Here is a 26,506-nt window from a genome sequence, read left to right as displayed (position 1 = left end):
TTAGGGGCTTTTTTTAATTATATTATCGCTTTCATAGGTTAAGATATTTTTAGTTACCACTCATGTTTGATAATTATTTTTCTTCGACAAAATTCGTTATTTCCCAGGAAATATATTTTTTAAGGGAAAGTTAACTCATGACAAAAAGTGGCAAAAAGCGTACATTTAAATGATTTTACATAACAATATTCGTATTATCATTGTTTTAATTGATAAATACTGCTAGAATAATCAATGGTTGTTTAATATCTTAACTTTAGGAGGTTGTCTATATGGCAACGACTGTTGTAGTAGGTACTCAATGGGGAGACGAAGGAAAAGGAAAAATTACTGACTTTCTTGCGCAGCAATCTGATGTGGTTGCTCGATTCCAAGGAGGCGACAATGCTGGCCATACCATTCAATTTGCAGGCCAAACATATAAACTACACTTAATTCCTTCAGGGATTTTTAACGATGATAAGATTTGTATTTTAGGAAACGGCATGGTGATTAATCCAAAATCATTACTAAAAGAAATGGATTATGTTAAAAGCCACGGTGCCGACCTTTCACATTTGAAAATTAGTAACCGAGCGCATGTCATATTGCCTTATCATATGGAACTGGATCGCTTGCAAGAAGAGAGCAAAGGTATCGATAAACAAATCGGAACGACGAAAAAAGGAATCGGTCCTGCTTATGCGGATAAAGTTAACCGTATCGGAATCCGTATGGCTGAATTGATTGATCCTGAAACGTTAAAAGAAAAATTAGAAGATATTGTTCAAGAAAAAAATCATTGGATGAAGCATTTTGGTGGAGAGCCGTTAGATATTGATGCGATTTATGAAGAATATAAAGCGTACGGCGAAACGCTTGCTCCTTATGTAACAGACACTTCTATTGTTTTAGAAGAAGAAGTGGAGAAGGGGAATAAAATCTTATTTGAAGGTGCTCAAGGTGTCATGCTAGACATCGATCATGGTACGTACCCGTATGTTACCTCTTCCAGCACGTCAGCTGCAGGGGTTGCAACAGGTAGCGGTATCGGACCGAACATGATTGAAAACGTCATCGGTGTTTCAAAAGCTTACACGACACGCGTAGGAGACGGTCCATTCCCAACAGAACTAAGCGGAGATATCGCTCACCAAATTCGTGAAGTCGGTCGTGAGTACGGTACGACAACAGGACGTCCACGTAGAGTCGGCTGGTTTGATGCTGTCGTTGTTAACCATTCACGAAGAACAAGTGGGATGACGGGGATTTCATTAAATTGCCTTGACGTACTAACAGGTCTCGACACATTGAAGATTTGTGTGGGTTACGACTATGAAGGGGAAAGAATCAACTATTACCCAGCAAACTTACGCCAGCTTGAGAAATGCCAACCCGTTTATGAAGAGCTACCAGGTTGGAAGGAAGATATTACAAACGTGACTTCTTTCGAAGAACTTCCACAAAACGCACAAACATATCTTAAGCGAATTGAACAATTGACGAAAACGAAAGTAGCTATTTTCTCTGTTGGTCCAGATCGTGAACAGACAATTATTAGAGAGACGATTATTTAAAAAGAGCCTGGGAAAAAATCTTTAAAGTTGACTCAGATACGAACAATCTAATTTAGTGTGCCGGAAATACCCGCTTCGGAAATATACTGCGCTTTTCGCGGGCAGCTGTTGAGCCTCCTCGTGCTTCGCACTGCGGGGTCTCACCTAGGCTTTTGCTCCCGCAGAAGTCTCCGTATATTTCCTACGCTAAATTAGATTGTCATTCGTGTTTCTGGGTTTATAACTTAGATTTGTTCCAGCCTCTTGCTTTCTAAATAGAACAATTAATTTTTCGTAACAGCATCTGCTTCCCGGACATTAACAAAGAGATTGATCAAGAAGAGGATTAATCCTAGACCGAACAACCCAGCACCAGTAAAGGTCAGCAAATGAGCTGTTTCTAACATGTTTGGTACTTGAACTAAAAACGTACTTAAAAGGAAAAGTGGCAATCCAATCTGATGCAACCAAAAATGAATCTTGCCTAAACGGTTATTGCCTGCATTTGGGAAAACTGAATAGATCACCCCAATTAAACCCGTTGTTGCCCAACCTGCTAAATTCACGTGGGCATGAGCACTTGCCCAATTTAACGCCAGTGTAGAAGACATGAAAATACCTACCGAGATACCAAAAATTAAATATAGTGCGGCTATACGAATCCACCATGGTCCCATACGAAACCTCCTCATTAAACTATTAATGTAAATTGTACTTTGATTATATGTTGTTGGTTGAATAAAATTGCTTCTATTTAAAAAATTACGTCTAATTAACAACACACTTCCAATTCACAAATTTATGTGCTATGATAAACGCTGTCCGATTCATTAAATATAAATGACGGCTTGGTAGCTCAGTCGGTAGAGCAAAGGACTGAAAATCCTTGTGTCGGCGGTTCGATTCCGTCCCAAGCCATCCCAAAAAGTGACTTCAATTCGTTGAAGTCACTTTTTTGTTTGTTGATGTACAACTAGATTGCGTCTCGACGCCCGAATAAGTTCGTAACGCACTCGGGATGTCATCGATAGCGCGTCTCGATACGTAAACGAGCACGCCATCCACTCAAACTGTCATCGAGAACCCATCCAAACATCCAAAAGAACTTCATAACATCTCATTTCGTCAAATAATTTTTATTTCAACAGGAAAACCATCTTAAAGGTAATTACCAAACGATTTTATTAATGAAGATACCAATGAAATCTCACACATTGAATAGGTAACGATGTAGACGTAATCATGCTCACGACTAAATTACCATATTTTTGTAGGAATGATACAAGTTCGTTACAAATCGATTAAAAGGGTTTATTTTCAAGTAGGACTTATGGTAGATTTGTTATCGTGAGAAATAGATTGCTACCTAACTAGAAAATAGAGAGAGAGAACACAAACTGCTTTTTTATATGGAGGATGTAGATTTTGGGGAATATATTCGATAATTTAAAAAAATTCACAAGGAACGTATCAAACCAAATCATAAATATAAAACGAACCAGTAAGCTTGCTGTCGGTATGACAGTAGCTGTTGCCGGTACGACTACAGGTGTAGCTTTGGCTGCGTCGAATACGAATGCCGAAAGCTTAGGCTTGGATGAAATCTATCATGTTTATTATGGAGAAGATCATATTGGTTCTGTCGAAGATCCAGATGAAATCGATCAATATATAGAAGAAAAGAAAAATGAAGCACAAGCACGTCATAATGACATTGAACTCGTAACGAGTGAAGAGATCAATTATGTCCGTGAACTTGTATTTAATTCAGATGTCGAATCTGAAAAAGTCGTTACGAATTTGGAAGAAAACTTGGCGTTCGCAACGCAAGCGGTTGAGTTGTTAGTCAACGACCAATCCATCGGTTATGTGAAAAACATCGACATGGCCAACAAAGCGTTGAACGGTGTGATCAATGAATCATTGCCTAAAGAACTACAATCTGATTTGTTTACCTTTGTCAAACAAGAAGAAGACGAATTGATCTTACCAAAGCCAATCTTAAAAGATATGAACAAGGAAGAGTTAGAACAATCGGAGCAAGAAGAGGGAACGGTTATCCTTCCTGAGACAGTTTCCGTAGAAAATGACTCAGCGAAAATTGATGTCAGTTTTACAGAGAACGTCGTTGTCACAAAAGAACGCGTCAACCCGACGAAATTATTAGAGGTTGAGCAATTAACGAAATTGATTGAACGAGGAATTTCCATTGCAAAAGAAAAACCAGTCGAAGATGAAAGTGACATCGAAACGATTGCGAAATCAAACAATCTATCAACCGATGAGTTCATTGATTTGAATCCTGGTTTAGATGACGTCGAAATCATCCAAGCAGGTGAGACGGTCAAGGTTAAACAAGAGAAGAAATTTATCGATGTCGTTTATACTGCAGAAAAGACAGAAGAAAAATCAATCGATTATGATACGATTACAAAAAACTCGAATGAGATCTACCAAGGAAATGAGAAAGTTAAACAACAAGGCGAAAAAGGCAAGAAGGTCCTTACGTATAAAGTGACAACGAAAAACGGAAAAGTCATCAATGAAGAAAAAGTGAATGAAGAAGTTGTTAAAGAACCGAAAGACAAAATCATCTTAAAAGGCACAAAGCGAGTTTCCAACCGTGGTTCTGGGCAGCTCGGATGGCCAGCTGTTGGTGGACATATTACAAGTAAGATGGGTTCACGTTGGGGTTCTTACCATAAAGGAATTGACATTGCTGGTGTAGGTAACCGCACGATTAAATCAGCAGACAACGGAACGGTTGTACAGGCTAGCTGGGACGGTGCGTACGGAAACCGTGTCGTCATTAACCATAATAACGGATTCAAGACAACTTATTCTCATCTTAGCAGTATGAGCGTTAGTCCTGGACAAACGGTTAAAAAAGGACAATCCATTGGCCAAATGGGAACGACAGGAAGATCAACCGGCGTACATTTACATTTTGAAGTATACCGAAATGGTGGACTCGTCAACCCACTTAGTTACGTTGGCCGCTAATAAAAGTGAATGGATTTACATGTAAAGTAGTTCAGTTTAGAAGTACAAAGTTATATTTTGTACGCTAATTGAACTACTTTTTTCATATCGATTAGATATTCAGGATTACGACGTCTGATTGAGGGAAGATGTAGAGATAATGCTACTAATATTAATCGGTCAGACCTCATTTTTAGCAAATGAATGAACCGTCAATAATGAATGGTAACTTGTTAGATGATTGTAAAGATGATTCTGTCAATTCTATGAAGAACACTTCTATAATAAGACTTTTCATGCAATGTACGTTAAAATGTAAACAAGTAAATATGAATAGAACAACTAGGTAGCGAATAAAAAAACGAAACGAACCGCACCTCAGATTCTCAACAATGAAAGAAATGAAAGAGGATGGTGTAAAAGCAATGAAAACAAAAATTTTAGTAGTCGATGATGAAAAACCAATTGCAGATATACTTGAATTCAACTTAGATAAAGAAGGTTATGATGTATTCGTCGCTTATGACGGAAATGAAGCAATCGATCTTGTTCGAACGGAAGAACCCGACCTGGTGCTTCTTGATATCATGCTTCCGGAGAAAGATGGAATGGAAGTGTGCCGTGAAATTCGAAAGGACTACCAGATGCCGATCATTATGCTGACGGCGAAGGATTCCGAGATCGATAAAGTATTAGGTCTGGAGCTCGGAGCGGATGACTACGTCACAAAGCCATTCAGTAACCGCGAATTGATTGCGCGAGTGAAAGCGAATTTACGCCGCTCAACAAGCGAAGATAATGGCACAAGCTCTGGCTTGTCCAATATTAAAATTGGTGGCCTTGAAATCAACCGGGAAAACTACTCTGTCACGAGAAACGGTGAACCAGTCGATCTGACACATCGTGAGTTTGAATTGCTACTCTATTTAGCGAAACATATCGAACAGGTAATGACGCGTGAACACTTGTTGGAAACCGTTTGGGGCTATGATTACTTTGGAGATGTCCGAACGGTCGATGTCACTGTCCGACGTCTCCGTGAAAAAATCGAAGAAAATCCAAGTAACCCTAACTGGATTGTGACAAGAAGAGGAGTAGGTTATTACTTGAGAAACCCTGAGCAGGAGTAGATTAGATGAGTAAAGTTTGGGGATTTTTCAAATCAATCCGCCTAAAATTTATTTTAATATATATTTTATTAATCTTAATTGCGATACAGATCATTGGAGCTTACTTCGCAAGGCAGTTGGAAACACAGCTACTCGAAAACTTTACGGAATCCGTGAATGACCGGGTGCAGTTACTGACATTTAACCTTGAACAAGCCTTTGCAGAGGAACGGACGGAGAATGACACGTCGCTTTCCAGTGATATTCGTACAATTATCTATGACTTTGATTCCTTTGATTCCGACGATTTTACGGAAGTTCGTGTCGTGGACAATAATAGCCGTGTGCTTGGAACGACAGCACAATTCGATCGCTCGAATGTCGGTAAACGGACGACCGAGCTGCGGATTCTGCGCGCTTTGTCTGCAGGGAATCTGGAAGAGAACATTTTATTTAACCGGGAAACGGGTCACAGAACTCTGGTGATTTCGAAGCCGATTAAATCGAACACGAACTCGGAGATCGTCGGCGCCCTCTACCTTCAAGCCTCCATTGAAGGTGTATATGATCAAATGGAAGATATTAACCGGATTTTCGCCAATGGAACGATACTAGCGATTACGGTTTCTGCCTTGCTTGGAATTTTGGTGGCACAGACAATCACGAGGCCGATCTCAGAGATGAAAAGACAAGCGCAGGTCATGGCAACCGGAAACTTCTCGCAAAAGGTTAATGTTTACGGAACGGATGAAATCGGTCAGCTTGCTGTCACGTTCAATGACTTGAATGATAAATTAAGACTTTCCTATGCCGCAACCGAAGGCGAACGAAAGAAGCTCTCGTCCGTCTTGCGGAATATGACCGATGGGGTTATCGCGACCGACAAAAAAGGCGATGTCACCTTATTGAACGAACCCGCGATGAAGTTGATGCGAAAAGACTACAGCGAATTGCATGGCAAACCTTTACTGACTGTATTAGGCATGGACGAGCATTATTCCGACCTCTTTGAAATCAAAGACGAAAACAGTCTGATCATTGATTTCTCTGAAGGAGAACAAGATTTATTGTTAAAAGCGAACTTCTCGGTCATTGAAGATGAAAAGGGTGAAATGAACGGTTTCTTAACCGTCTTAAGTGATGTGACGGAACAAGAGAAAATTGAACGGGAGCGGCGAGAGTTTGTCGCAAACGTTTCGCATGAGCTTCGTACACCACTGACGACAATGCGTAGCTACCTTGAAGCATTGAGTGATGAGTCAACATTGAAAAACGAAGAAATCGCACCGAAGTTTCTGAATGTCACACAAAATGAAACCGAGCGAATGATTCGTCTCGTCAATGACTTGCTGCAATTATCAAAAATGGATAATAAGGATTACCATATTCACAAAAAACGGGTAGAATTCATCGAGTTCATTAATGCGATTGTCGACCGATTCGAACTGAATTTAAAAGAAGAATTGGATTTAAAACGCGTCCTGCCGAACAAGCGGCTTGAGGTTTGGATCGATACCGATAAATTAACACAAGTCATTGATAATATTATTTCCAATGCCATTAAGTATTCACCGGAAGGCGGCACGATTAAAGTCGAAGTGCTTCAGGAGAAAAACCAAGTCATCACGAAAATCTCTGACCAAGGTATGGGAATTCCACAGGAAAACTTGGAGCAAATTTTCGATCGTTTCTACCGTGTCGATCGAGCGAGAACGAGAAAATTAGGTGGTACAGGACTTGGTCTGGCCATTTCAAGAGAACTACTGGAAGCACATGATGGGCAAATTTGGGCATCAAGTGTCGAAGGAAAAGGAACGACTATTCATTTTAGTTTGCCGTTAATGAGAAAGAAACGGGGGCGGCAATCATGATTGAAAATATTAAATCAGGAATCTTATTCATTCTGGTTGTATCAAGCTTATTGCTGACACTAGCATTATGGAACTATCAGCCGGCATACGAGGAACTTGGTGAACCAACTTACTTGGATGAAACGCGATTAGTAGAAGGCGATACAAGACAAATCGATGACGTTGTTTATCCGAAGCAAATCCTTTTTCATAATTTCCATGAACATAGCCAGCTTCCGGATTACAAAGGAATGGAGCAATTATTCGAAGAAATCAAAGAGTGGCCATTTACTGAGGTTGAACCTTTTGTGAGTGATGACGTATCGATTTGGTCAAAAAATATGGAAGTCGTTTTTCCTGAGGAAATTCCGCTTGCGTATATCGTTCAGTTAATGAATGTCAATCAAACGGACAATCTCTGGAACCAAACGTTCAACCAGGTTTATTTCCAGCTCTCTCAAAACAATAATGAAGTTGTCCGAGTGACGTTTGCATCTGACGAATATGACGGTTATTTAAATGCGGAGATCCAATCGACATCCGTTTATAATGAAATTAATCAGCTCATTGATAACGAGAACAATGTTTCACTAGGTTCGTATGACATTAACGAAGAGACGACACTCTATCTACCTGTTGAACGTCTCGATGTGCCGGGCTATACGATCTTGACGGAAGAAATTTATGATATCCAACCGTTGATCAATAATCTATTCAGCAATCCGACAACGGTGCGAAGACAGGTGCCAAGTGGAAACTCCAATGAGGAGAGCTATTATACAGATGGTTCACGGGCATTGACCATTAAGCGTGTACTCCAAAATGAAAAAGCGATGGAATTCATAAATCCATTTTCGACAAACGCACCCGAGATGACACGCTATGACATTATGAATCGTAGTATCGGATTTACCAATGACCATTCTGGATGGACGGATACATTCTATTTGGACTCATTAAATGAACATAGTAACGAAATCGCTTTTCGGATGTATTATGAAGGCATGCCGTTATTTGACACAGAAGGATATACGATGATTCAACAAACGTGGCGAGATAACCGCATCTATCAGTTTGAGCGACCATTATTCTATACAAGTACAAATTTTCAAAGTGAAGAACAGGAATCTGTCCGTTCCGGTCTATCCGTTTATCAATTTTTCCAGCAGCACTCCGATCAGTTCTTACCAGAATCCATTTCTGATATGCGGATCGGGTATGAAGTAAACACAATAAGCGATGCATCCAATGCGATGTATTTAAAACCGAGTTGGCATATTAAATATAACGGCAGATGGCAACCGATGAGCTACTTTGAAAACATGTTACAGACAAGGGGTGATGAATAATGAAATGGGGTTCTGTCAAAACGTTATTCATCATCGCCTTCATGATCCTGAATTTCTTTTTGGCTCAGCAACTATTGGAGAAAATAGATGAGACCAATATCGAGACACTGTCACAGACCACCTTTGAGGACGGACTGGCTGCAGAGGACATTACGATCGGTGAACTACCTGAAAGCGGAAAGAAAGCATCGTATGTATCGGCAGAGCGCTATTTGTTGACAGAGGAAGACAAGAAGTCACTTGAGGAGTCGTTAACGAACCAAAATATTGCCATCATCAATAATCAGACAATCATCAGTGAATTCATCGAGCCGGTTTCAGTCGGATTGGATAATGATGAAAGCACAGTGATGGAAACGTTAGCTGAGTTTGTGATTTATGATGATGTGTATGAGCTTTGGAAGTATGATGAAGAAGAAAATGTGTTATTATTTTTTCAGAAGCAAAACGATCGAACCGTTTTATTCAATAAAGCAGGCGTCTTATACGTCAAGCTGAACGAAAATCAAGAAGCGGTTTCTTACTATCAGACCTTGTTGAATGAAGTGAGGGTACAAGGAGATGAACAGACAGTCGTCGATCCAATGAACGCTGTCGAATCCGTTTTTAACTCCAATGAAGTTTTGCGTCCTGAAGATCATATTTCAGACATGAAGCTCGCTTATCATTCTCTCCTAGCGCTTAAAGGCGAAGAACAGGTCTTTACACCGACATGGGTGATTGAAATCAATGATGGCGAGCGTTATGCCTTTGTGAATGCGATGGAAGGACAAACCATTCCAACAGATGAAGAAGTGTATATGGAAGAGATCGAAACAACATTGGAACAACAACTAGAAACACACATACGGAGTGATGAGGAAGAATGAGTTTACATTTTAGTGTACTGGCGTCCGGAAGTACGGGGAATGCTTTTTATATAGGAACCGATCAAACCAAGTTATTGGTCGATGCGGGTTTAAGTGGAAAGAAATTGACGAGCAGCTTGGAAGAAGTCGGTGTTGACCCAACAGAGTTAGATGGAATTCTTGTCACCCATGAGCACAGTGATCACATCAAAGGGCTCGGTATTGCTGCAAGAAAATACGACTTGCCGATTTATGCGAATGAAAAAACATGGAAAGCGATGGAAAACTCCATTGGTAAAATAACACTCGATCAAAAGTTCGACTTTCCAATCCATTCCGTCCGGCAAATTGGTGACCTTGATATCGAAAGCTATGGTGTGTCCCATGATGCGATCGATCCGATGTTCTTCGTCTTTCGTCACGAAGACAACAAAGTGGCGATGATTACCGATACAGGCTATGTATCGGAACGCATGAAAAAAACAATTGAAAATTCAGATGCATTTTTGTTTGAAGCGAACCACGATGTGGGAATGCTACAAATGGGACGGTATCCGTGGAACGTAAAACGACGGATACTAAGCGATCTTGGTCACGTTTCGAATGAAGACGCAGCGATTGCCATGTGTGATGTCATCGGAAATCGTACGAAGCGGATTTATTTAGGACATTTGAGCCAAGATAACAATATGGTTGATTTGGCCCGGATGAGTGTAGAAGAAGTACTGACAAGTCACGGCCATCGGATTGGCGAAGACTTACTATTGAAAGATACCAGTCCGACCAAGCCAACACCAATCGATTATATCGAAAAAGAGGTGAAGACAGATGGGGTATTATAACTCGCATGTAGACAATAAGCAGCGCAAAAAAAGTGTCATCATGCCCACCGCGATCGGGATTATTATCGGTGTTTTGATCGCCTGGCTGGTGCTTGCTGAATTCTCACCACTGGGTGGAAATGACGCCGCAAGCTCTGGTGATGACTCCGAAAACACAAGTGAAGAACAAAATTCAGAAGAAAATAACAGTACAAACGAAAACAGCGAAGGCAAAACCGTCAACGTCGATGTGACATCACAAGTGACCGAAGTTGTAGGTAATGTTCAAAACACAGTCGTAGGTGTCGTCAATATCCAAAATCAAAACATATTCGGCAACCAACGGACGCAAGGCGGTACAGGGTCTGGTGTCATCTACAAAAAAGAAGGTGACCATGCCTATATCGTGACGAACCACCACGTCATCCAAGGTGCCAGTAATGTAGAAATCGTCTTGAACAACGAGGAACAAATCGAAGCGGAACTACTTGGAAGCGACATGTATACAGACCTAGCGGTATTACGTGTTCCGGCAGGAGAAGTACCAAATGCAATCGAATTCGGAAGCTCTGAAAGCCTACAAGTTGGAGAGCCCGTCATTGCCATCGGGAACCCACTCGGTCTGCAATTTGCAGGCTCCGTCACTCAAGGAATCATTAGTGGGAAAGAACGACTCATCCCGGTTGATTTTGACCAAAACGGTGTTGTCGATTGGCAAGCAGAAGCCATTCAAACCGATGCAGCCATCAACCCAGGGAACTCCGGTGGTGCACTCGTCAATTTAGATGGCCAATTAGTCGGAATCAACTCCATGAAAATCTCCAATCCGAACGTAGAAGGATTAGGCTTTGCCATTCCAATTGATCATGCAATCCCGATTATCGAACAATTAGAAGAGGACGGTGCAGTCACTCGTGCCTTCTTAGGAATTTCACCATATTCCTTAAGTGACATTGCGACATATCACTGGCAGAACACACTGAACCTACCGAAAGATGTAGAAGCAGGTGTCGTTGTGGCAAATGTGGATAATGGCACACCAGCAGCACAAGCAGGTCTTGAGCAATATGATGTCATCGTCGAATTCGATGGTGAACCGATCAATAACTCATTAGATTTACGCAAATATCTATACAACGAGACTGAAGCGGGCGAACAAATCGAAATTACTTTCTACCGCGACGGAGAAAAACAGACAACCAAAGCAACACTGACAGCACAAGAGTTTTAATGAAATAGCAGAAGTCCCTGTTGAGGAATAGGTCCTCACAGGGACTTTTTTTCTATAGAAAGACAAACAACGAACGGTGAAAAAGCAATCAATGTTCCGCTTTGAAGCTTATGCACAAAATTGCTCCACTTATCCACAAAGTGTGCATAAGAAAATAAACGATGTGCATATATTGAGCTCATTTTTGTGAAACTAACTAAATAACGTACGAACATATGTTAATATGTTGATAAACCTGTGGATAACTCGACTATTCCACAGACTTATTCAGATAATCACAACCTTATGCACGAGTATCCACAAATCGTTGTGAATAAGTGTGAATAACTAAACTGTCGCCATATACCCAAATCCACATGTGAATAAACCACCAGCTTGAAACGGTGGGAAAATAGGTGATTGTTCGGATTATCAACAAGTTGTAAAATGATAGCAGGATATAGAACACTTTAAGTTATACACATGCCAAAAATAATTTATTAGGTGATTAAAAAATGAAAATAACGATTGTTTCTGTCGGAAAGTTAAAAGAAAAATACTTAAAGCAAGGCATTCAAGAATTCCTGAAGCGGCTGAGCAGCTATGCCAAAGTGGAAATCATTGAAGTCGCTGATGAAAAAGCCCCGGAAAACTTAAGTGAAGCCGAAGAAAAGCAAGTGAAAGATAAAGAAGGAGAGCGGATCTTACAAGCGATTTCACCAGATACATATGTCATTACATTAGAAATTGAAGGAAAGATGCTCTCATCTGAGCAACTCGCAAAGAAAATGGACGAGCTTGCTACGTATGGAAAGAGTAAAGTAGCTTTTGTGATTGGTGGATCATTAGGGATTAGTGAAGCGGTCCAGCAACGAAGTGATTTCGCCATCTCCTTTTCAAAAATGACGTTTCCACACCAGTTAATGCGGTTGGTGTTGTTGGAGCAGGTTTATCGTGGGTTTCGGATTAATCGGGGGGAGCCGTATCATAAGTGATAATAAAGCGGGAATTTAAACTTTAGTAATTGTAACTAGCAGTGAAATATGTTAAAATATATATGCCCTGCTCCGCTCAATCGAGAGATTGAGAAATCAAGACGGTCTACGGACGGACTGAGGGCTAAAAGTCTTTGAACACATGGAAGGGGTGGTGCCTATAATGGGAACTATTGGTGAAATAGCAACTGTTATTGGTTTTGTTAGCCTTATTGTTGTAAAGGTTTTAACTGTCTTTACTACCTCTCAATTGTGCGGGGTAAGGATTAATTAGATATTGTGAAAATTATTGGAGTTTTTAATGTCTATTAATAGAAAAGGTTTTTTTCAAAAGAAAGTAAAAAAACAGAAATATAATAAATTTTTTAGCTATAACAATAAAATAAGAACCGACAGGGAATTTATCTATAAAAACTTCGAAAAAAGTAATTCTTATAATACAAGATTTACTCGCTCGGCTTTTAAATATACTAATTTTTACAAGGTGATAATGAAATATTGTGGATTCAATGGTGCCCTTTTTATTGGTTCTGAATTTAAAAATGCTAACCTAAAAGGAAGCCGTTTTAAAAGTGCGAAATTTAAAGATGTTATATTCTTAAATACCAAACTGGATAAAACTGACTTTACAAGAGCTACTTTTGAAAATGTATTTTTTGTTAACACAAGTTTAAAGTCAGCAAGAGGTATTAATGCAGATACAGTGGGATTAACTTTATTAAATTCGTTGCCTACTCTTGAACTAAGTAATGAGCTAGAAGATTCTATTTTAAAAGCTTTGAATAATGAAAAAATAAAGAATTCTCAAACTTTGATGTTTAATAAGAAAAAACGTTATAACACTCTAAACATTATGAAGCTATTGAACATATTTACTGAAGAGGAAATAATACTAGGCTTAGATATTGCTACAAGAAAAGTTTATAAAAATTTTTATACGTTAAGCTATTTAGTTTCATTTTTAAAAAGGGAATTCCAGACAAAAAATGGATCTAATGAAATTAATACTAAGTATGTAGATAATATATGAAGAGTCACCCTCGATGGGTGGCTTTTTTTGGTTTGCACGGCATGGGTGAATTCTAATGGGTGAAAGTCCCGAATGCGACCTGGTAGCGATAGGCACATAATCAAGGGCAAGGGTATCCACGGTGACGTGGAATCTGAAGTAATGTAACCGTCAAGTAGAAATGTACATTTTCTGCTCATTAATTTTGAACACTTTTCTCTTGAAACAAAGATTGCCTATATTAAACGATGACTGGACCCATTTAAATGAACAACCTCTGAGCGATGGAGGAGGCGATCTAGGATCGCCGTTGTTATTCCTTGGTCACCAAGTAGCTCTCCCCATTCATCAGGTCCTTTATTGGAGGTTAATATGATTGAGCTCCGTTCGTATAGGTGATTGAATAAATGAAAGAATAAGTTTGCCTCATTCTGATCCATTGCCATATACATAAGATCATCAATAATAATCAAATCGGCTTCTCGAATACGCCTCAATTTGAGTTGTGATTTCCGTAGGTAATCTTCCGATTTCAAAATGGAAGTCAAATCGCCCATTGTAATGAATGAAAGACGCTGTCCCTTATGAATAGCGTCTAAACCTAACCCAATAATGTTTCTTACCGCCCCCAGGTGGGCCCAAGAATATTAGATTAAAAGCCTCATTGCATTCCCATTTCAAAAAAACATCAATGAATTCGACATTAAAGAACTGCCATCTCTAAGTGAAAGGCAACTCAAGCAACTGAAGGATTTAAACTGGCTAAAAAGTTCTCGTACAAAAGTGCGAACTGTGTTGTCACCTACATTCCTAAAAGAACATCGTTCTTCTAACCAATCCTGGATTTGAGAAGCAGAAAGATCTGGATGTTCTTTCAGCCAAGCAAGAATATGTTCTCGGTAGGGATCTAACTTTCTTTTTCTTGTCTTCAGAATCTCTATCCAATCAAACACCTCATGTAAATCTTTTTCAAGATACTCATAAACAGTTGTCCTCGATAAATTACACTTTCTTGCAATTGCAGCTACCTTGAAACCCTGCTTCTTCAGTTGATGTACCTCTAAGATCATTTCTAATTTCAACACCTTCATATCCCCCAAACTACTAACTATTTTTCATACTTTTTTAGTTTAGCTGAGTTCGGGTTTATTTGATAGAAAGTGTTCATTTTTATCGAGCAGAAACTGTTCAATTTAGTTTAGCAGTTACAAGGAATTGAGGAATTGTTCAGCTACTGTAGTTATTTGTTTTTATGGATTCAATCTTTGTTGTAATAAAAAAGTTGTATGAAATTTATTTCCTTCTTTAAGAGAAGATAAATAAACAACTTTTCTTGGGTGCTATTAAATTACTGAGGGAGTTCCCTTTTCAATCAATCGAAAGACAAATACAACATTTGTGAAGGAAGAGGAAACGTTTAATATTATTGAATCATAGACGAGGTTACTGTATTGGATAGACTTATTTTGATTTCTAGCTTTAATTGTATCAATAAGTGTAGTCAAATGATAACAAAATAGATTATTGGTATAATAGAATAGTGATATTTCATATGCAAATCTTGTAAATCAATTAGGAATGATTCACTCTTAAAATAACATTGGAGGGTTAATAAATGTCTTCAGAGCTAAAAAAGGTTTTTAATATTTATTATATAAATTTTTCGAAGGTGTATGAAATATCTATGATGATAAATAATGTCATTCTATCATCTATCCAAAGGGAAAACAGTTCCTCCTCTGAGAATACAAATTCAGTTTCGGCAAATTCCTCTATTTCAACCGCATTAGACAATTTAGCATCGATTAAGAGTTATATGGGTACACAGCTAACAGAAAAACAGACAAACTCCTCAAAAATGGTAGAATCTCTTGATGTAAAAACAACAAAGTCCATATTACTAAAACAGATTGATAAAAGAAGCAAAGTAATAGAGGATTTTACTGCATGTTCTGAGGGGGATTTGGTTAAGGTTGATAATGTTAAATTGCGGATATTGAATGAAGAGAATTTAAGAGAACTGAAAATATTCAGAAGCAATGCATTAAAAGATTTTCGGGTAGAAGGTGTAGATGTAAATAACTTAATAACTTCCATGCTAAAAGACTATTCATACTTACTATATGGACAAATGCCAAATTCCTCAGAAATGATAGTAATTAAAATACCTATGGAATTAGAAAATGAATTTGAAAGTAATTATAATATTGATGATATCACTATCGGAAGAGTCTCTATTATTGGAGTCTATAAAGGAATTGTTGAAGAAGAAAAGATCAACACAAATACATTTAACTACTTATATGATATAGGACTCAAACAACAGTCGCAGAAAGATGATCGGCAAGAAGAAAAGGTAATTTCAAGTGCGTATCAAGATAAACCAAATCAGCCTGGACAAAGTAATCAGAATAGAAGTTTTGTTTTTATTGATGTTATTGCTATTATACAGAATGTAAACTTTAGTGAAGAGAAAGAAGAACAAGCACGAAGAAATCCATGGTATAAAAAAATACTAAATTGGTTCAAAAAAAAAGGTGAATAATTTATGCAGAGGTTTACTTTATATACCTATAAGAATAGAGATGAATTTGAATCTTTTTATAAAAAAAAAGAAGATGATGGATATATTATAAATCCATTTATTTTTCAAGAAACAAGGGATTTACTTGAAGAAAATCCTGATTCTATTATAGATGTATCAAATTTAGTTGAATATTTAATTATACATACTGCTGATTTAATGCCAGCTATAAATAATTTTATTCCTGCGAATGAGAAAACACAGTTTATCATAAAGGAATCTTTATCAGAAAAGGCAATGGATATCTTTTATCTGTTATTTAAAGAGAAAGTACCTTTATACCCAATCCGAACCGATGAAGAACAAGAAATTTTTGATTTGATGACAAAGACTGTTCCCTTCAAAAGAATTCATTTATATTCCTACAAAAATTCACATGAATTAGAAAATTTAATTCAATACTTAAACGACAAGGAAATACCTCTGGTTAGTTTTAGTCAAATCAATGATATTCTCTTAAAGGAGATTAAGAAAAGCGAAAAAGATGAAAAACATATTTTCGTTGATATAACATCTCTTGTTTCTGCAATAAAAGACAATTCAAACCTTATATATTATGCAGAGAAAATAATGATTGAAAATCCTAACTTCAAGGTGATTACTCAGATTGATCAAGTAAAAGAAACTTTAGAAGTTTTTAGATTAGTTTTTGATAATGTACACCCTATTGAAGATTTAATTCCAATAGAGACTGATGAAGAAGAAATGTTAGAAGATAAAACAGTGAAAATTGTTGATTTAAATAAAGATAAAGTTAATAAGTTGATAGAAGGGATTTCAAATAATCTTTTTGGACATAAAAAATTTAAAGATCAATTGCCTAATTCTATCAGAAACTTTATTTTGTTAAATCGAATTAAGGAGAAGAAAGTCTTATCTATTTTTCTATTAGGAGACACAGGATTGGGGAAATCAGAATTTGCTTCCATGTTAAAGAATCAATTAAAACCAAACACTTCACTGGTAAAAATTAACTTTGGTAATTATAGTAGTCAAGATGCATTAAACAGTCTCATTGGTAGTCCAAGAGGTTATATAGGATCAGAAGAGGGTGAACTAAGTAGTAAAATAATAAAGAGCAGGGCTGGTGTAATACTATGCGATGAATTTGAAAAGGCAAATAAACAAATATTTAACTTTTTTCTTGAACTACTTGAAGATGGAGTATTTACCGACTCCTTATCAAGAGAACATGACGTTGACGGCTACATTATAATATTCACATCAAATTTAGATAAAACTCAGTTTTATAAGGAAATCCCAGCAGAATTACAATCACGCTTAGATTTAGTATGTGAGTTTAGTCCATTATCCGATATTGAGAAGAAAGAATTTGTTGATTTTTTTGTAGATAACTTTGTAGATAAAGTTAAAAAAGCTGAGGAATCATTAGCTATAGATTTATCCCCTCAGTTCATTGAAAAAGTTAAAAATACAGACGTTAGAGATGTTGGTAATATTCGTGACATTAAACGAGTTTTGATAAGTAAAATTATAAAAGGATACTAAAGATTTTTAACTGTTTTCTACAGTCCAACATGCCTCAGCGAGAGATGCTATCAGTTTAAAAAGACAACAATCATTGTATGGATGTATTTGGTTTGATAAAAGTTAAAAGTTGATGAAGATTAATTAATTGATGGAGAAAAAATTGCCCCATCATGATGCAGGGAGTCAGATTAATCAAAATACATGAAAAGGTTTTTTGATCTTAGAGTATGCTCTTTTTAAATGTAAAAAGTTGAATTATACTTCAGTAGATAACTACCTATTCAAAATATTGTAATTAAGTCACAAAAATATTTTGTGATAATAATTAGGGTTAATACTAAAAGAGGAGGAAAAAAATGCAATACTATATAAAAAGGAAGAAACTACTAAACAATGAATTTAGTTTTGATTTAGATGATCTAAGACGCTATTTTTTTCAAACCTATAAATATTTTGATAACAGAGAGCTTTTTGATGTAGCATTTAAAGGTGTGTGGGGAGTTGAAAGTTTCAGTAATAATCAATATCAAGTTTATCCACCTTCAATGGCTCCAACGCCAGAGGTCTTTTTTATAAATCAATTAGAAAGTGACAATATTTACCCTATACATAAGAATTATATTTATTATAGTGAAGAAGAGTTGTTTACTTTAATAGAGATCTTATATAAGCATATTGGCTTTTATGACTTTGGTAATGACAAATTTGAAAAAAGGGAACATCAAGAAGAGTTTACAACGCTAATTAATAATTTATTGAAACGGTATAAAAATGGGTACTATTTGGATGAAAAGCTGGGTTTTATAATGGAACAATCCAATGAAGCAGTGAATGCCTTGTTGCAAACGGATGTCCCCAAAACGATAAATGAAGGTGTTATGGAACAATTACAAACTTCAGTCAAGATGTTTTATAGATTTAACTCGAATGAAGAGTCTAAAAAGAAAGCTATAAATATTTTAGCTGATATATTAGAACCTCTTAGGGAGAATCTAAAGGAATTATTAAATAATGAATACGAGGTAAATAAAAATTCACATGATAAATTAATTTTCGAGGTAGTGAATCAATTTAATATACGTCATAATAACCAGAAGCAAATTACGGGGTATAGTAGAGAAATATGGTATGACTGGATGATGCAGTATTATACCAGTGTAATTATTACTTATTATAGGTTAATAGAAAACAAGGGTTATATAAGGGGAAGTTAATATGAAACTGTATTTTGAAGATTGGCTGGAAAAACAAAACATTGATTCAGAATCATTGAGTCTATTTAAAGAATCTATAGTTTGCTATAAAGCAGGAGCGTATAGGGCGTCAATATTGACTTCATTTATGGGATTTTTGTCTGTAGTAAGATGGAAAATATTAAATTCTTCAAAGCCAGACAATATTCATGAGAGAGAATGGGAAAGAATAGCTTCCAATTTAAGAAATGATGATAGATGGGATACCGAAACTTTAGAATGTATTAAGAGAACAGATGCAAGAAAAGTAATTTTCTCAATATCAGATGATTTGCGAAGGCAAGTTTCTTACTGGAAAGACAGAAGAAATGATTCTGCTCATTCAAAAAGAAATAAAATAGACTATGCTCATGTTGAAACTTTATGGTTGTTTATCTCTTCTAATATGGGGAAATTTGCTGTAAATGGGAATATGGATTCGATTTTATTAAAGATCAAAAGGCATTATGATATTGCATATAATTCTATAGGTAAACCTACTGATCAATTGATAAGTGAAATAATGCATGGTATTGAAGAAAGTGAAATTGAAACATTTTGTAGTAGGTTACACCAGTTATTTTTAGAAGAAGATAGGCATTATTGCAATGACTTTATCATTATTATTAGCAGTGATGATGATGAATCAACATTTCTACAATTTTGGAATGATCTTATACATATTAATGAAACATGGGAACGATCTGTATTTAACTATATGAAAACGAACGAATATTTATTTGATGGCTTTATTAACGTTTATCCACATAAGGTAGGTCTCTTATATAGTGATTCCGAGTTTATACGAAATTTATGGTATGAGAGAATACCAAGTTATATAAATTGCTATTCGGTCTTATCAGAACTTTTTAGACATAATCTTATTGAAAAATCAGAGCATAAGGAAGTTTTCCAAAGAGTGATTAATCCCAAGTATGATAATCTTACAGAAAAGGATATTAGGTTCTTTGATCAATTTGGATTTTCAAAGGTCTTTGAAAAAAGCGTTTTTACTGAGCGTCTAATTGATGACTTTGGATGGGGGAACGCTAACTATAGGTTAGTAATAACATATATTAAAGAAAAAGGACTTAACGAATTAATAGTTTCGACCTTAAACAGTGTTTTTGATAAATACAAGTATTTCCCTAATACAGCACAAGTTAATCTTCACAGTTTTTTTAATGAAAACCAGGAATACAAAAATAAGTATATCGAAATTTCCACAGAAATAGGTGTTACACCTACAGACTTATTAATAAGCGATTAGAAATAGTAGTTAAGGCGAGGTAAATAATTCTCGCCTTTTTTATATATGCTACCTTTAAATTGATACGGGGAACCGTATCACAAATAGTGGTAAAACAGAGAGTGGAGGTTATGATTAATAAGGAGTGGTTAAGCAAAACTATGTGATGTAGGAACTTTATTAATAATTAATAGAGGTAAAGACAGGATTACGAATAGTAAACGCATTACTTCCACCCTCTAATGTATTGATTACCGCTTCCTTTAAGATATTTTTATATCTATCCTCAATTTCGTGGCGTTTTGCAGGAATTTGTGCCGCTTTTAAATAACTTGATTGCCAAACTGGATATTGTTGGTTTTCAAGAACTCCATTATCTTGTGTTACATGTGCTGCATACCAAAAGCCATCAAATTCTTCAATCTTTTTTGCTATCTGATTAAAACTTAATTTACTAGGTGATATTCCGTCATTTTCGTCAGTTAAATCAAGCGAGCCAAGATAACTTTCTAATTGTATATCACTTGTTCTTTACCAAAAAGGCATACAATATGTATTCTTTCTGAAGTTGAAATTTCAAATCCCGGAAATACAACTATTCCCCTCTCTTGTAGGTATTCCCTAAGTGATCGTGAAGTTTGAACATCACCGTGGTTCGACTAGCCCTACAACTTTAATACCTGTTTTCAAACAGTTTTCGAATATTGCATGGTTGTACTTTGCTTCCTCAAATTGATGTTCTTCCCCTCTATATTTTATGTAGTCGTAAGGATTTACCTGTAGTGCACACTTGTAGAACTCAGCGTATTGATTTGCCATAATCCCCTCCTCGTTTAAGGCAATTATAGCAAAAATCATAGGGGACAGTGATTACGATCATAAGAATGTAGCACTTCTGCCTTATGTTTCTAAATATCTCCCTTCTTTTTAAAGCCTATATATTTGTGAGATTCCATTCCTATAATAGGTGCATATGTAACTCTGGGAATGCTCTCTAAAATGTTGAGTATTTGGTCTATTCTTATTACTTCAATTGAGTGAGGATTACTCAAGATTAGGTATTCAATTTTTTCTTTAAATGTATATATCCACTCTAATAATTTCTTATCTGCACTTATTCTATATGACTTGAAAATTTCTGCTGGCTCATTTTCTCTGCTAATTGCAGTGTGAATATTAATATCTATATAATCTAGTAGAAAAATACCATGTTTAGATGAAGACATTTTTTTCTCATAACTTTTTATATGTTTTAGCCAATTTTTCTTTATTGAATTTACAATATTAAGATGTGTGTGTTGTTCAAATGGGCGAGAAAATGAATTACTTACTAGCGTATCTTCTTCACTATTATCAAGATTACTAAAAAAAGCAGTTTCACTCTTCCTTTTTAAAATCAAAGATTCTTGTTTTTGTTTTGCCCCTTTTCTTCCCTCTGATGATGAAGTAACTGCAAAATGTTCTATAAAGCCATCTTCAAATATAAAATCTGGAAATTCATTACTATTCTGATTAGGCTTAGCAGCCTTTAACCATTTTTGTAATTCAATATGCTGTTGATTTGACATACCAAAACAATCTTTCTTATTTATGTTGTTTATTACTAAATCCAAGCATCTTTGCTCTATGTTATCTTGGTATTCTTGATTCTTACTCATTCTGCACATCCTTTCTATCTTCGTCACGAATTACTAATTTGTTATTTTGTAAACAGTAACTTTATTATCTATACAATGACTCTTAACATTGAGGAATTTAAAAGTCTAGATAATATAGATTTTTTTTAAAGAGAGACATAAAGGAAGATAATGTATCTCTTAGAACCATCTAGTAGGATCTATATTTTTGGTGTTATCGTCACTGATATTTTGCAAACCACTTCTAAGGTAATTATCTAAGGTTAGAAAAGAATTCCCTAATTGATTTAACTCTAGACATAATCTATAAGATGCCACTTCTCCGGAATGTGTAGTATATGGTCTTATTTTAGGCCTATTACTATTCCACTCTTGATACTCTCCAAATACGATATAATCTCCCGCTTCTTTATCCCATACTGCATTTTCAGAAAGGAATTCCGCTTCATCATATTCCTCATAAAAGGCTTCATCTACTGTTATGTGTGCCCATGGAAATAAATTAGGAAATACATCTTCATAACTCTGGAACGGAAAAGATACCATTGGCCATTCTAGGACTGTTTTCTCTTCTTCTGTCCGACTATCAATAATTTTCACAAATATTGACCCTCTACCAGATGTTTTATTAATCCACTCATCTGATTCAATAATCACTTTGTTTCCCTCTCGTAGTTCATCCATCCATCTTCGAGCAAGAACTAATTGATTTAGCCGCCTCCCATATTCGGTTGTATTTTCTGCAATTTCTTTCAATGTACTAACGGCTGCTCTAGTAATTACTTGAATGCTAGGAATAACAACCTTCCAATTTGAGTCAGATGTGAATTGAACGTTATCTTCGCTTATTTTTTCCCAATAACAAATTTCTTTTTCTAAATCGCATAGTATCAATAGAACGGGTAATGAATGATTGCTCCAGTAATGATAATGTTCAATCTTTCCCCTAAAAACATAACCGGAGTTTGATTCTTCATTCAAATAACTATTTCCAGCCTTTATTTGTACAGCAATTAATCTACCTGTTACATATTCATCATCAACAACCTCTATATGTCCATCAATTCCGTAATCTTGTGTAGGCTGTTCTCTGAATATCCAACCCAATTCATCCATGACTTTCTTTTCTACAAGATTAACCCCTTTACTCCCCTTGTTATGATCAAACTTTGGTAAATTCACAACAATACACTCCAAATCTCCAATTTCTTATTATTCTCACATTATATCACTCCTAATTATAAGGAAGACAGTATAAAAAAGTTTATTTACCGATTTAAAAATGATATAATTTAAATAGTAAAATTATAGTGATGCGTTGATGCCTTATTTGGGGTGATAAAATGACTTTAGAGGTTAGAACTAAAGAGATATTAGAAAAGTTTAATTTAACGAGGCAAACCCTATATAACTGGATTAAGTTTGGTGAAATCTCTGAACCGGATAAAGATTGGAGAGGCTGGAGAATGTGGACGGAACAACATATAGAAGAAATTGATTCTAATATAAAAAGAAAAGAAGAACAATTGTCTCTTCCAGTGGAGATTAATCAAAGGCTACAAATAAAGAACAGGCGATATTTGGGAAGCAAATATAAACTTTTAGAATTTATTTGGAAGGTAGTCGAACAAAATTGTGAGGATATTAAATCTGTTGCAGATATCTTTGGAGGAACTGGTGTAGTTGCAGATAGGTTTAATAGAGCGGGGAAAGAAATTATTGTAAATGATATTTTGTATTCTAATTACTTAGCATATTTAACTTGGTTTAGTTCTGAAAGTATTGACCAAGACAAAATAGAAAAGTTAATATCCATGTTTAATAACTCAGAACCACAAGAAGAAAACTATGTATCTAAAAACTTTGGAGGAACTTACTTCAGTGAATATAATGCAATGAAAATTGGTTATATAAGAGAACAAATTGAAATGCTATCTGAGGAAATAAATTATCGTGAAAAGGCTATTCTTATAACCTCATTGCTTTATGCTATGGATAAAGTGGCAAATACGGTTGGTCATTACGATGCTTATCGGAGGAAGTTAGATTCTTTGAGAGAGATTAAACTTTTAGTACCAGATGTAAATGACAAACTAAATAGAGAGAATCGCGTGTTTAATATGGACGCTAATGAGTTGGTCAGAGAAATTAGTGCGGATTTAGTATATATTGATACCCCTTATAATTCACGACAATATGGAGATGCATACCATTTATTGGAGAATATCGCAGAATGGCAAGAACCGGAAGTATCTGGAGTGGCTAAAAAAATGATTAATCGCTCCCATATTAAAAGCGATTATTGTACTATGAAGGCTACTAAGGCATTTGAAGACCTAATTACCAATATTAATGGTAAATATATTCTAGTATCTTATAACAACATGGCACAAAAGGGTGTTGGGCGTTCGAATGCTAAAATATCCGCTGAAGAAATTATTGAGATACTTGAAACAAGAGGTAAGGTAAAAACATTCGATACTGATTTCCAAGTCTACACTACTGGAAAGACAAAAATTGAAGATCATAAGGAAATACTTTATCTTTGTGAAATAAGTAGGTGATAAAAGTGTTACAAACTGAAATGAAGTATTTTAAGTCATGTTTAAATTATACAGGTGGTAAGCATAAATTATTGAATCAAATAGTTCCTCTATTTCCGAACAAAATAAATAATTTTGTTGATTTGTTTTGTGGAGGAGCAAATGTTGCAATAAATGTTAATGCAAAAGGGAAAATGATTGGAATTGATAAGCAAAGGGAAGTATTAAGATTATTCCATACCCTTAAAAACACAGAGAAGGAAGATATATTCAACAGTATCTTTGGTATTATCTCAAAATATGATTTAACGGATACTGAAAAATATGGTTACAATTCTTACAATTGTGAGTCAGGAAAGGGACTTGCAGAATTTAATAAAAACAGATTTTTGAGGTTAAGAGAGGATTACAATAATCGTTTAAAAGATGATGTATATCATGACCTTGTATTTTACCTGTTGACGGTTTACGGATTTAATAATCAAATAAGATTTAATAAAAAGGGCCATTACAATATACCTGTTGGCAAGAGGGATTTTAATCAAAGAATTCAATCAAACTTAAGTAATTTTATTGATGTAATTAAAAATAAAGATATCGAATTTAAGTTAGGCGATTTTCGTGAAATTGATATTGAACTTACTCAAGGAGATTTCTTATACGCAGATCCACCTTACCTAATTTCAACGGCAACCTATAATGAGCAAAATGGTTGGACTGATACGGAAGAACATGAACTGCTAGCATTATTGGATGATTTAGATGTAAAAGGTGTGAAATTTGCCTTGTCGAATGTGCTTGAACATAAAGGAAGAGAAAACAATATTCTAAAAAAATGGGCAAGTAAATATGAAATAAATTACTTAGATTATAACTACAGAAACTCAAATTACCAAATTAAAGAAAAAACCAAAAAAACATCAGAAGTTTTAATAACAAATTATAGTATTAATAGATTACCTTCCTTATGATATTAAGGGAGTTTTTTTGCATATTTTTACTGGAAACTGTTTAACAAATAGGAAATATGGATTATGATGGTAATAGGGTGTTAGATTCTGTAAAGGAAGATGATATATGTTGTACACAATCGACAGGGTTCAGTTTGCTCATACAAATCAAAAGTATTATTTCTTTGAGTTTATGGAAGTAACCGATATCAATATGCTGACTATAGATAATCAGTTACCTACCCAGCAACAATTTTGGGAAAGACTGTTTAACATGATTAGTGAAGTAGAACAGAAAAAGGTAAATTTTCTATTGAGTTTTCAACACGCAATAAGGGTTTTTATCTTTTATCAAAGAGATTTAAATAAATACATAAGAATTGAATTAGACCCATTTGTTAGCAAAACGATTGGAGCCATTCTTAATTTTAGTCAATTACAACAATGGTTTAGAGGATTAAATAATATTGATGGTCAAAGTAATTCAAAGGGCTTAGGTGCGGCTAGAGATGCTAACATTGATAGTTACGTAAATGGATTATTAAAATCTCTGTATAATAACGATCAATTTCAAGATGATAACGGCCTTATACTAACTAAGGATTTACTTAATGGTGACAGTACCAAAGGTTTTGATTTGGATTTGTTTCAGTTTGTACCATCAACAAATGAATATATAGTATATGAATTTTTAAAAAGGGAAAATCAATATATTAACAATATTAAGGCCCATCCGATGAGGTATTCTTGGACTAATAGATGGAATGATAATAAACAAAAGTATATTTCCCTTTGGAATATAAGTCAGCATCTTGGAGGCAGACTTATTTTGGTTAATTACAGTGATAACTTAAATGAAAAAGTCTCTTTAATAGAAGTAAAAGGTTTAGATATAAATAAGGGTATTACTGCTGAGACAAAATACTGCATGAGTAGACATGTATTCCTTGGTTGGTTACATGATATGAATCATTATAGTTCGAAAAATAATGATTATTTTTCAGACTTTAAAAAAGCAGAGTATGATGAAAGTTTTTTCGATAATTTCAGTGAAAATAAGAAACAAAAATATGGCGCTGAGTTTTCTAACATATTTATCTAAAGGGGAGAAA

22 protein-coding genes, 1 tRNA gene and 1 pseudogene are annotated in these 26,506 nt (G+C 35.5%); 18 read left to right on the top strand and 6 right to left on the bottom strand.

The features are described from left to right. Positions 1-272: 272 nt before the first annotated feature. Complete coding sequence (locus KQ486_RS03330) at positions 273-1,556, top strand: adenylosuccinate synthase (protein ID WP_216686796.1); 1,284 nt, start codon at positions 273-275, stop codon at positions 1,554-1,556. A 263-nt stretch (positions 1,557-1,819) separates the two neighbouring features. Here the strand turns inward: KQ486_RS03330 and KQ486_RS03325 are convergent, their stop codons facing one another. Next, positions 1,820-2,212: a cbb3-type cytochrome c oxidase subunit I gene (locus KQ486_RS03325; protein ID WP_144163264.1), complete on the bottom strand. Its 393-nt coding sequence runs from the start codon at positions 2,210-2,212 to the stop codon at positions 1,820-1,822. Positions 2,213-2,380: 168 nt separating this feature from the next. On the opposite strand from KQ486_RS03325, the gene KQ486_RS03320 reads away from it, so the two are divergent. The 10 genes from KQ486_RS03320 to KQ486_RS03275 all read left to right on the top strand — a co-directional run bounded on the left by KQ486_RS03320 (position 2,381) and on the right by KQ486_RS03275 (position 13,729). Further along, a tRNA-Phe gene (locus tag KQ486_RS03320) sits at positions 2,381-2,453 on the top strand. A gap of 507 nt (positions 2,454-2,960) precedes the next feature. Next, positions 2,961-4,538: a M23 family metallopeptidase gene (locus tag KQ486_RS03315; protein ID WP_216686795.1), complete on the top strand. Its 1,578-nt coding sequence runs from the start codon at positions 2,961-2,963 to the stop codon at positions 4,536-4,538. A gap of 404 nt (positions 4,539-4,942) precedes the next feature. Then, entirely contained in the window at positions 4,943-5,647 is a 705-nt protein-coding gene (gene yycF / locus KQ486_RS03310; protein WP_144089081.1) for a response regulator YycF, read from the top strand. A 5-nt stretch (positions 5,648-5,652) separates the two neighbouring features. Further along, positions 5,653-7,497: a cell wall metabolism sensor histidine kinase WalK gene (walK, locus tag KQ486_RS03305; protein WP_216686794.1), complete on the top strand. Its 1,845-nt coding sequence runs from the start codon at positions 5,653-5,655 to the stop codon at positions 7,495-7,497. Further along, positions 7,494-8,825, top strand: coding sequence for a YycH family regulatory protein (locus tag KQ486_RS03300; RefSeq protein WP_216686793.1), 1,332 nt, complete (start codon positions 7,494-7,496; stop codon positions 8,823-8,825). The genes walK and KQ486_RS03300 overlap by 4 nt, the downstream gene beginning before the upstream one ends. Next, the gene (locus tag KQ486_RS03295) at positions 8,825-9,694 is read left to right on the top strand and encodes a two-component system regulatory protein YycI (protein WP_216686792.1); all 870 of its coding nucleotides are present in this window, start codon (positions 8,825-8,827) and stop codon (positions 9,692-9,694) included. Before KQ486_RS03300 ends, KQ486_RS03295 begins: the two co-directional genes overlap by 1 nt. After that, positions 9,691-10,515 (top strand): MBL fold metallo-hydrolase, encoded by an 825-nt coding sequence (locus KQ486_RS03290; RefSeq protein WP_216686791.1) that lies wholly within the window; start codon positions 9,691-9,693, stop codon positions 10,513-10,515. The genes KQ486_RS03295 and KQ486_RS03290 overlap by 4 nt, the downstream gene beginning before the upstream one ends. Further along, complete coding sequence (locus KQ486_RS03285) at positions 10,502-11,725, top strand: S1C family serine protease (RefSeq protein ID WP_216686790.1); 1,224 nt, start codon at positions 10,502-10,504, stop codon at positions 11,723-11,725. The genes KQ486_RS03290 and KQ486_RS03285 overlap by 14 nt, the downstream gene beginning before the upstream one ends. Before the next feature lie 494 nt (positions 11,726-12,219). Then, on the top strand, positions 12,220-12,699 hold the full coding sequence (rlmH, locus tag KQ486_RS03280) for a 23S rRNA (pseudouridine(1915)-N(3))-methyltransferase RlmH (RefSeq protein WP_216686789.1): 480 nt from the start codon (positions 12,220-12,222) through the stop codon (positions 12,697-12,699). A 301-nt stretch (positions 12,700-13,000) separates the two neighbouring features. Continuing rightward, on the top strand, positions 13,001-13,729 hold the full coding sequence (locus KQ486_RS03275; protein WP_216686788.1) for a pentapeptide repeat-containing protein: 729 nt from the start codon (positions 13,001-13,003) through the stop codon (positions 13,727-13,729). A 178-nt stretch (positions 13,730-13,907) separates the two neighbouring features. Here the strand turns inward: KQ486_RS03275 and KQ486_RS03270 are convergent. Both KQ486_RS03270 and KQ486_RS03265 read right to left on the bottom strand, forming a co-directional pair. Continuing rightward, positions 13,908-14,374 (bottom strand): annotated as a pseudogene (locus KQ486_RS03270) (ATP-binding protein); the annotation flags it as partial. An 11-nt stretch (positions 14,375-14,385) separates the two neighbouring features. Beyond that, positions 14,386-14,793 (bottom strand): helix-turn-helix domain-containing protein, encoded by a 408-nt coding sequence (locus tag KQ486_RS03265; protein WP_274236465.1) that lies wholly within the window; start codon positions 14,791-14,793, stop codon positions 14,386-14,388. A gap of 530 nt (positions 14,794-15,323) precedes the next feature. On the opposite strand from KQ486_RS03265, the gene KQ486_RS03260 reads away from it, so the two are divergent. From KQ486_RS03260 to KQ486_RS03245, 4 genes are all read left to right on the top strand, one after another. Then, positions 15,324-16,253 carry a hypothetical protein gene (locus tag KQ486_RS03260; protein ID WP_216686787.1) on the top strand — a complete coding sequence of 310 codons (930 nt, stop codon included), beginning with the start codon at positions 15,324-15,326 and terminating at the stop codon, positions 16,251-16,253. A gap of 3 nt (positions 16,254-16,256) precedes the next feature. Beyond that, the gene (locus tag KQ486_RS03255) at positions 16,257-17,801 is read left to right on the top strand and encodes an AAA family ATPase (RefSeq protein WP_216686786.1); all 1,545 of its coding nucleotides are present in this window, start codon (positions 16,257-16,259) and stop codon (positions 17,799-17,801) included. Between the two features lie 338 nt (positions 17,802-18,139). Next, positions 18,140-18,997 carry a hypothetical protein gene (locus KQ486_RS03250; protein WP_216686785.1) on the top strand — a complete coding sequence of 286 codons (858 nt, stop codon included), beginning with the start codon at positions 18,140-18,142 and terminating at the stop codon, positions 18,995-18,997. Position 18,998: 1 nt separating this feature from the next. After that, on the top strand, positions 18,999-20,285 hold the full coding sequence (locus KQ486_RS03245) for a hypothetical protein (protein WP_216686784.1): 1,287 nt from the start codon (positions 18,999-19,001) through the stop codon (positions 20,283-20,285). 624 nt (positions 20,286-20,909) lie between these two features. Here the strand turns inward: KQ486_RS03245 and KQ486_RS03240 are convergent. From KQ486_RS03240 to KQ486_RS03230, 3 genes are all read right to left on the bottom strand, one after another. After that, positions 20,910-21,083, bottom strand: coding sequence for a hypothetical protein (locus tag KQ486_RS03240; RefSeq protein ID WP_216686783.1), 174 nt, complete (start codon positions 21,081-21,083; stop codon positions 20,910-20,912). An 89-nt stretch (positions 21,084-21,172) separates the two neighbouring features. Then, positions 21,173-21,922, bottom strand: a complete 750-nt coding sequence (locus tag KQ486_RS03235; RefSeq protein ID WP_216686782.1) for a hypothetical protein — start codon at positions 21,920-21,922, stop codon at positions 21,173-21,175. A gap of 159 nt (positions 21,923-22,081) precedes the next feature. Then, complete coding sequence (locus tag KQ486_RS03230) at positions 22,082-23,083, bottom strand: DUF4365 domain-containing protein (protein ID WP_216686781.1); 1,002 nt, start codon at positions 23,081-23,083, stop codon at positions 22,082-22,084. A 161-nt stretch (positions 23,084-23,244) separates the two neighbouring features. Between KQ486_RS03230 and KQ486_RS03225 the strand changes: the two genes are divergently transcribed. The 3 genes from KQ486_RS03225 (at position 23,245) to KQ486_RS03215 (ending at position 26,496) form a co-directional block, all read left to right on the top strand. Next, a complete protein-coding gene (locus tag KQ486_RS03225) occupies positions 23,245-24,465 on the top strand; it encodes a DNA adenine methylase (RefSeq protein ID WP_246569168.1) in 1,221 nt (406 codons plus the stop codon). 5 nt (positions 24,466-24,470) lie between these two features. After that, entirely contained in the window at positions 24,471-25,415 is a 945-nt protein-coding gene (locus KQ486_RS03220; RefSeq protein WP_216686780.1) for a Dam family site-specific DNA-(adenine-N6)-methyltransferase, read from the top strand. Positions 25,416-25,521: 106 nt separating this feature from the next. Continuing rightward, positions 25,522-26,496 (top strand): hypothetical protein, encoded by a 975-nt coding sequence (locus tag KQ486_RS03215; RefSeq protein WP_216686779.1) that lies wholly within the window; start codon positions 25,522-25,524, stop codon positions 26,494-26,496. The last annotated feature ends 10 nt before the right edge of the window (positions 26,497-26,506 follow it).

The organism is Allobacillus halotolerans, assembly GCF_018967645.1.
In the GTDB taxonomy this organism is placed as follows: Bacteria; Bacillota; Bacilli; order Bacillales; family Alkalibacillaceae; genus Allobacillus; species Allobacillus halotolerans.
This window is presented reverse-complemented; position numbering and strand designations above follow the sequence as displayed.

Coding starts and splice junctions, on each gene's coding strand:
- KQ486_RS03330 (WP_216686796.1), top strand. CDS start 273: ATGGCAACGACTGTTGTAGTAGGTACTCAATGGGGAGACGAAGGAAAA.
- KQ486_RS03325 (WP_144163264.1), bottom strand. CDS start 2,212: ATGGGACCATGGTGGATTCGTATAGCCGCACTATATTTAATTTTTGGT.
- yycF (WP_144089081.1), top strand. CDS start 4,943: ATGAAAACAAAAATTTTAGTAGTCGATGATGAAAAACCAATTGCAGAT.
- walK (WP_216686794.1), top strand. CDS start 5,653: ATGAGTAAAGTTTGGGGATTTTTCAAATCAATCCGCCTAAAATTTATT.
- KQ486_RS03300 (WP_216686793.1), top strand. CDS start 7,494: ATGATTGAAAATATTAAATCAGGAATCTTATTCATTCTGGTTGTATCA.
- KQ486_RS03295 (WP_216686792.1), top strand. CDS start 8,825: ATGAAATGGGGTTCTGTCAAAACGTTATTCATCATCGCCTTCATGATC.
- KQ486_RS03290 (WP_216686791.1), top strand. CDS start 9,691: ATGAGTTTACATTTTAGTGTACTGGCGTCCGGAAGTACGGGGAATGCT.
- KQ486_RS03285 (WP_216686790.1), top strand. CDS start 10,502: ATGGGGTATTATAACTCGCATGTAGACAATAAGCAGCGCAAAAAAAGT.
- rlmH (WP_216686789.1), top strand. CDS start 12,220: ATGAAAATAACGATTGTTTCTGTCGGAAAGTTAAAAGAAAAATACTTA.
- KQ486_RS03275 (WP_216686788.1), top strand. CDS start 13,001: ATGTCTATTAATAGAAAAGGTTTTTTTCAAAAGAAAGTAAAAAAACAG.
- KQ486_RS03260 (WP_216686787.1), top strand. CDS start 15,324: ATGTCTTCAGAGCTAAAAAAGGTTTTTAATATTTATTATATAAATTTT.
- KQ486_RS03255 (WP_216686786.1), top strand. CDS start 16,257: ATGCAGAGGTTTACTTTATATACCTATAAGAATAGAGATGAATTTGAA.
- KQ486_RS03250 (WP_216686785.1), top strand. CDS start 18,140: ATGCAATACTATATAAAAAGGAAGAAACTACTAAACAATGAATTTAGT.
- KQ486_RS03245 (WP_216686784.1), top strand. CDS start 18,999: ATGAAACTGTATTTTGAAGATTGGCTGGAAAAACAAAACATTGATTCA.
- KQ486_RS03240 (WP_216686783.1), bottom strand. CDS start 21,083: ATGGCAAATCAATACGCTGAGTTCTACAAGTGTGCACTACAGGTAAAT.
- KQ486_RS03235 (WP_216686782.1), bottom strand. CDS start 21,922: ATGAGTAAGAATCAAGAATACCAAGATAACATAGAGCAAAGATGCTTG.
- KQ486_RS03225 (WP_246569168.1), top strand. CDS start 23,245: ATGACTTTAGAGGTTAGAACTAAAGAGATATTAGAAAAGTTTAATTTA.
- KQ486_RS03215 (WP_216686779.1), top strand. CDS start 25,522: ATGTTGTACACAATCGACAGGGTTCAGTTTGCTCATACAAATCAAAAG.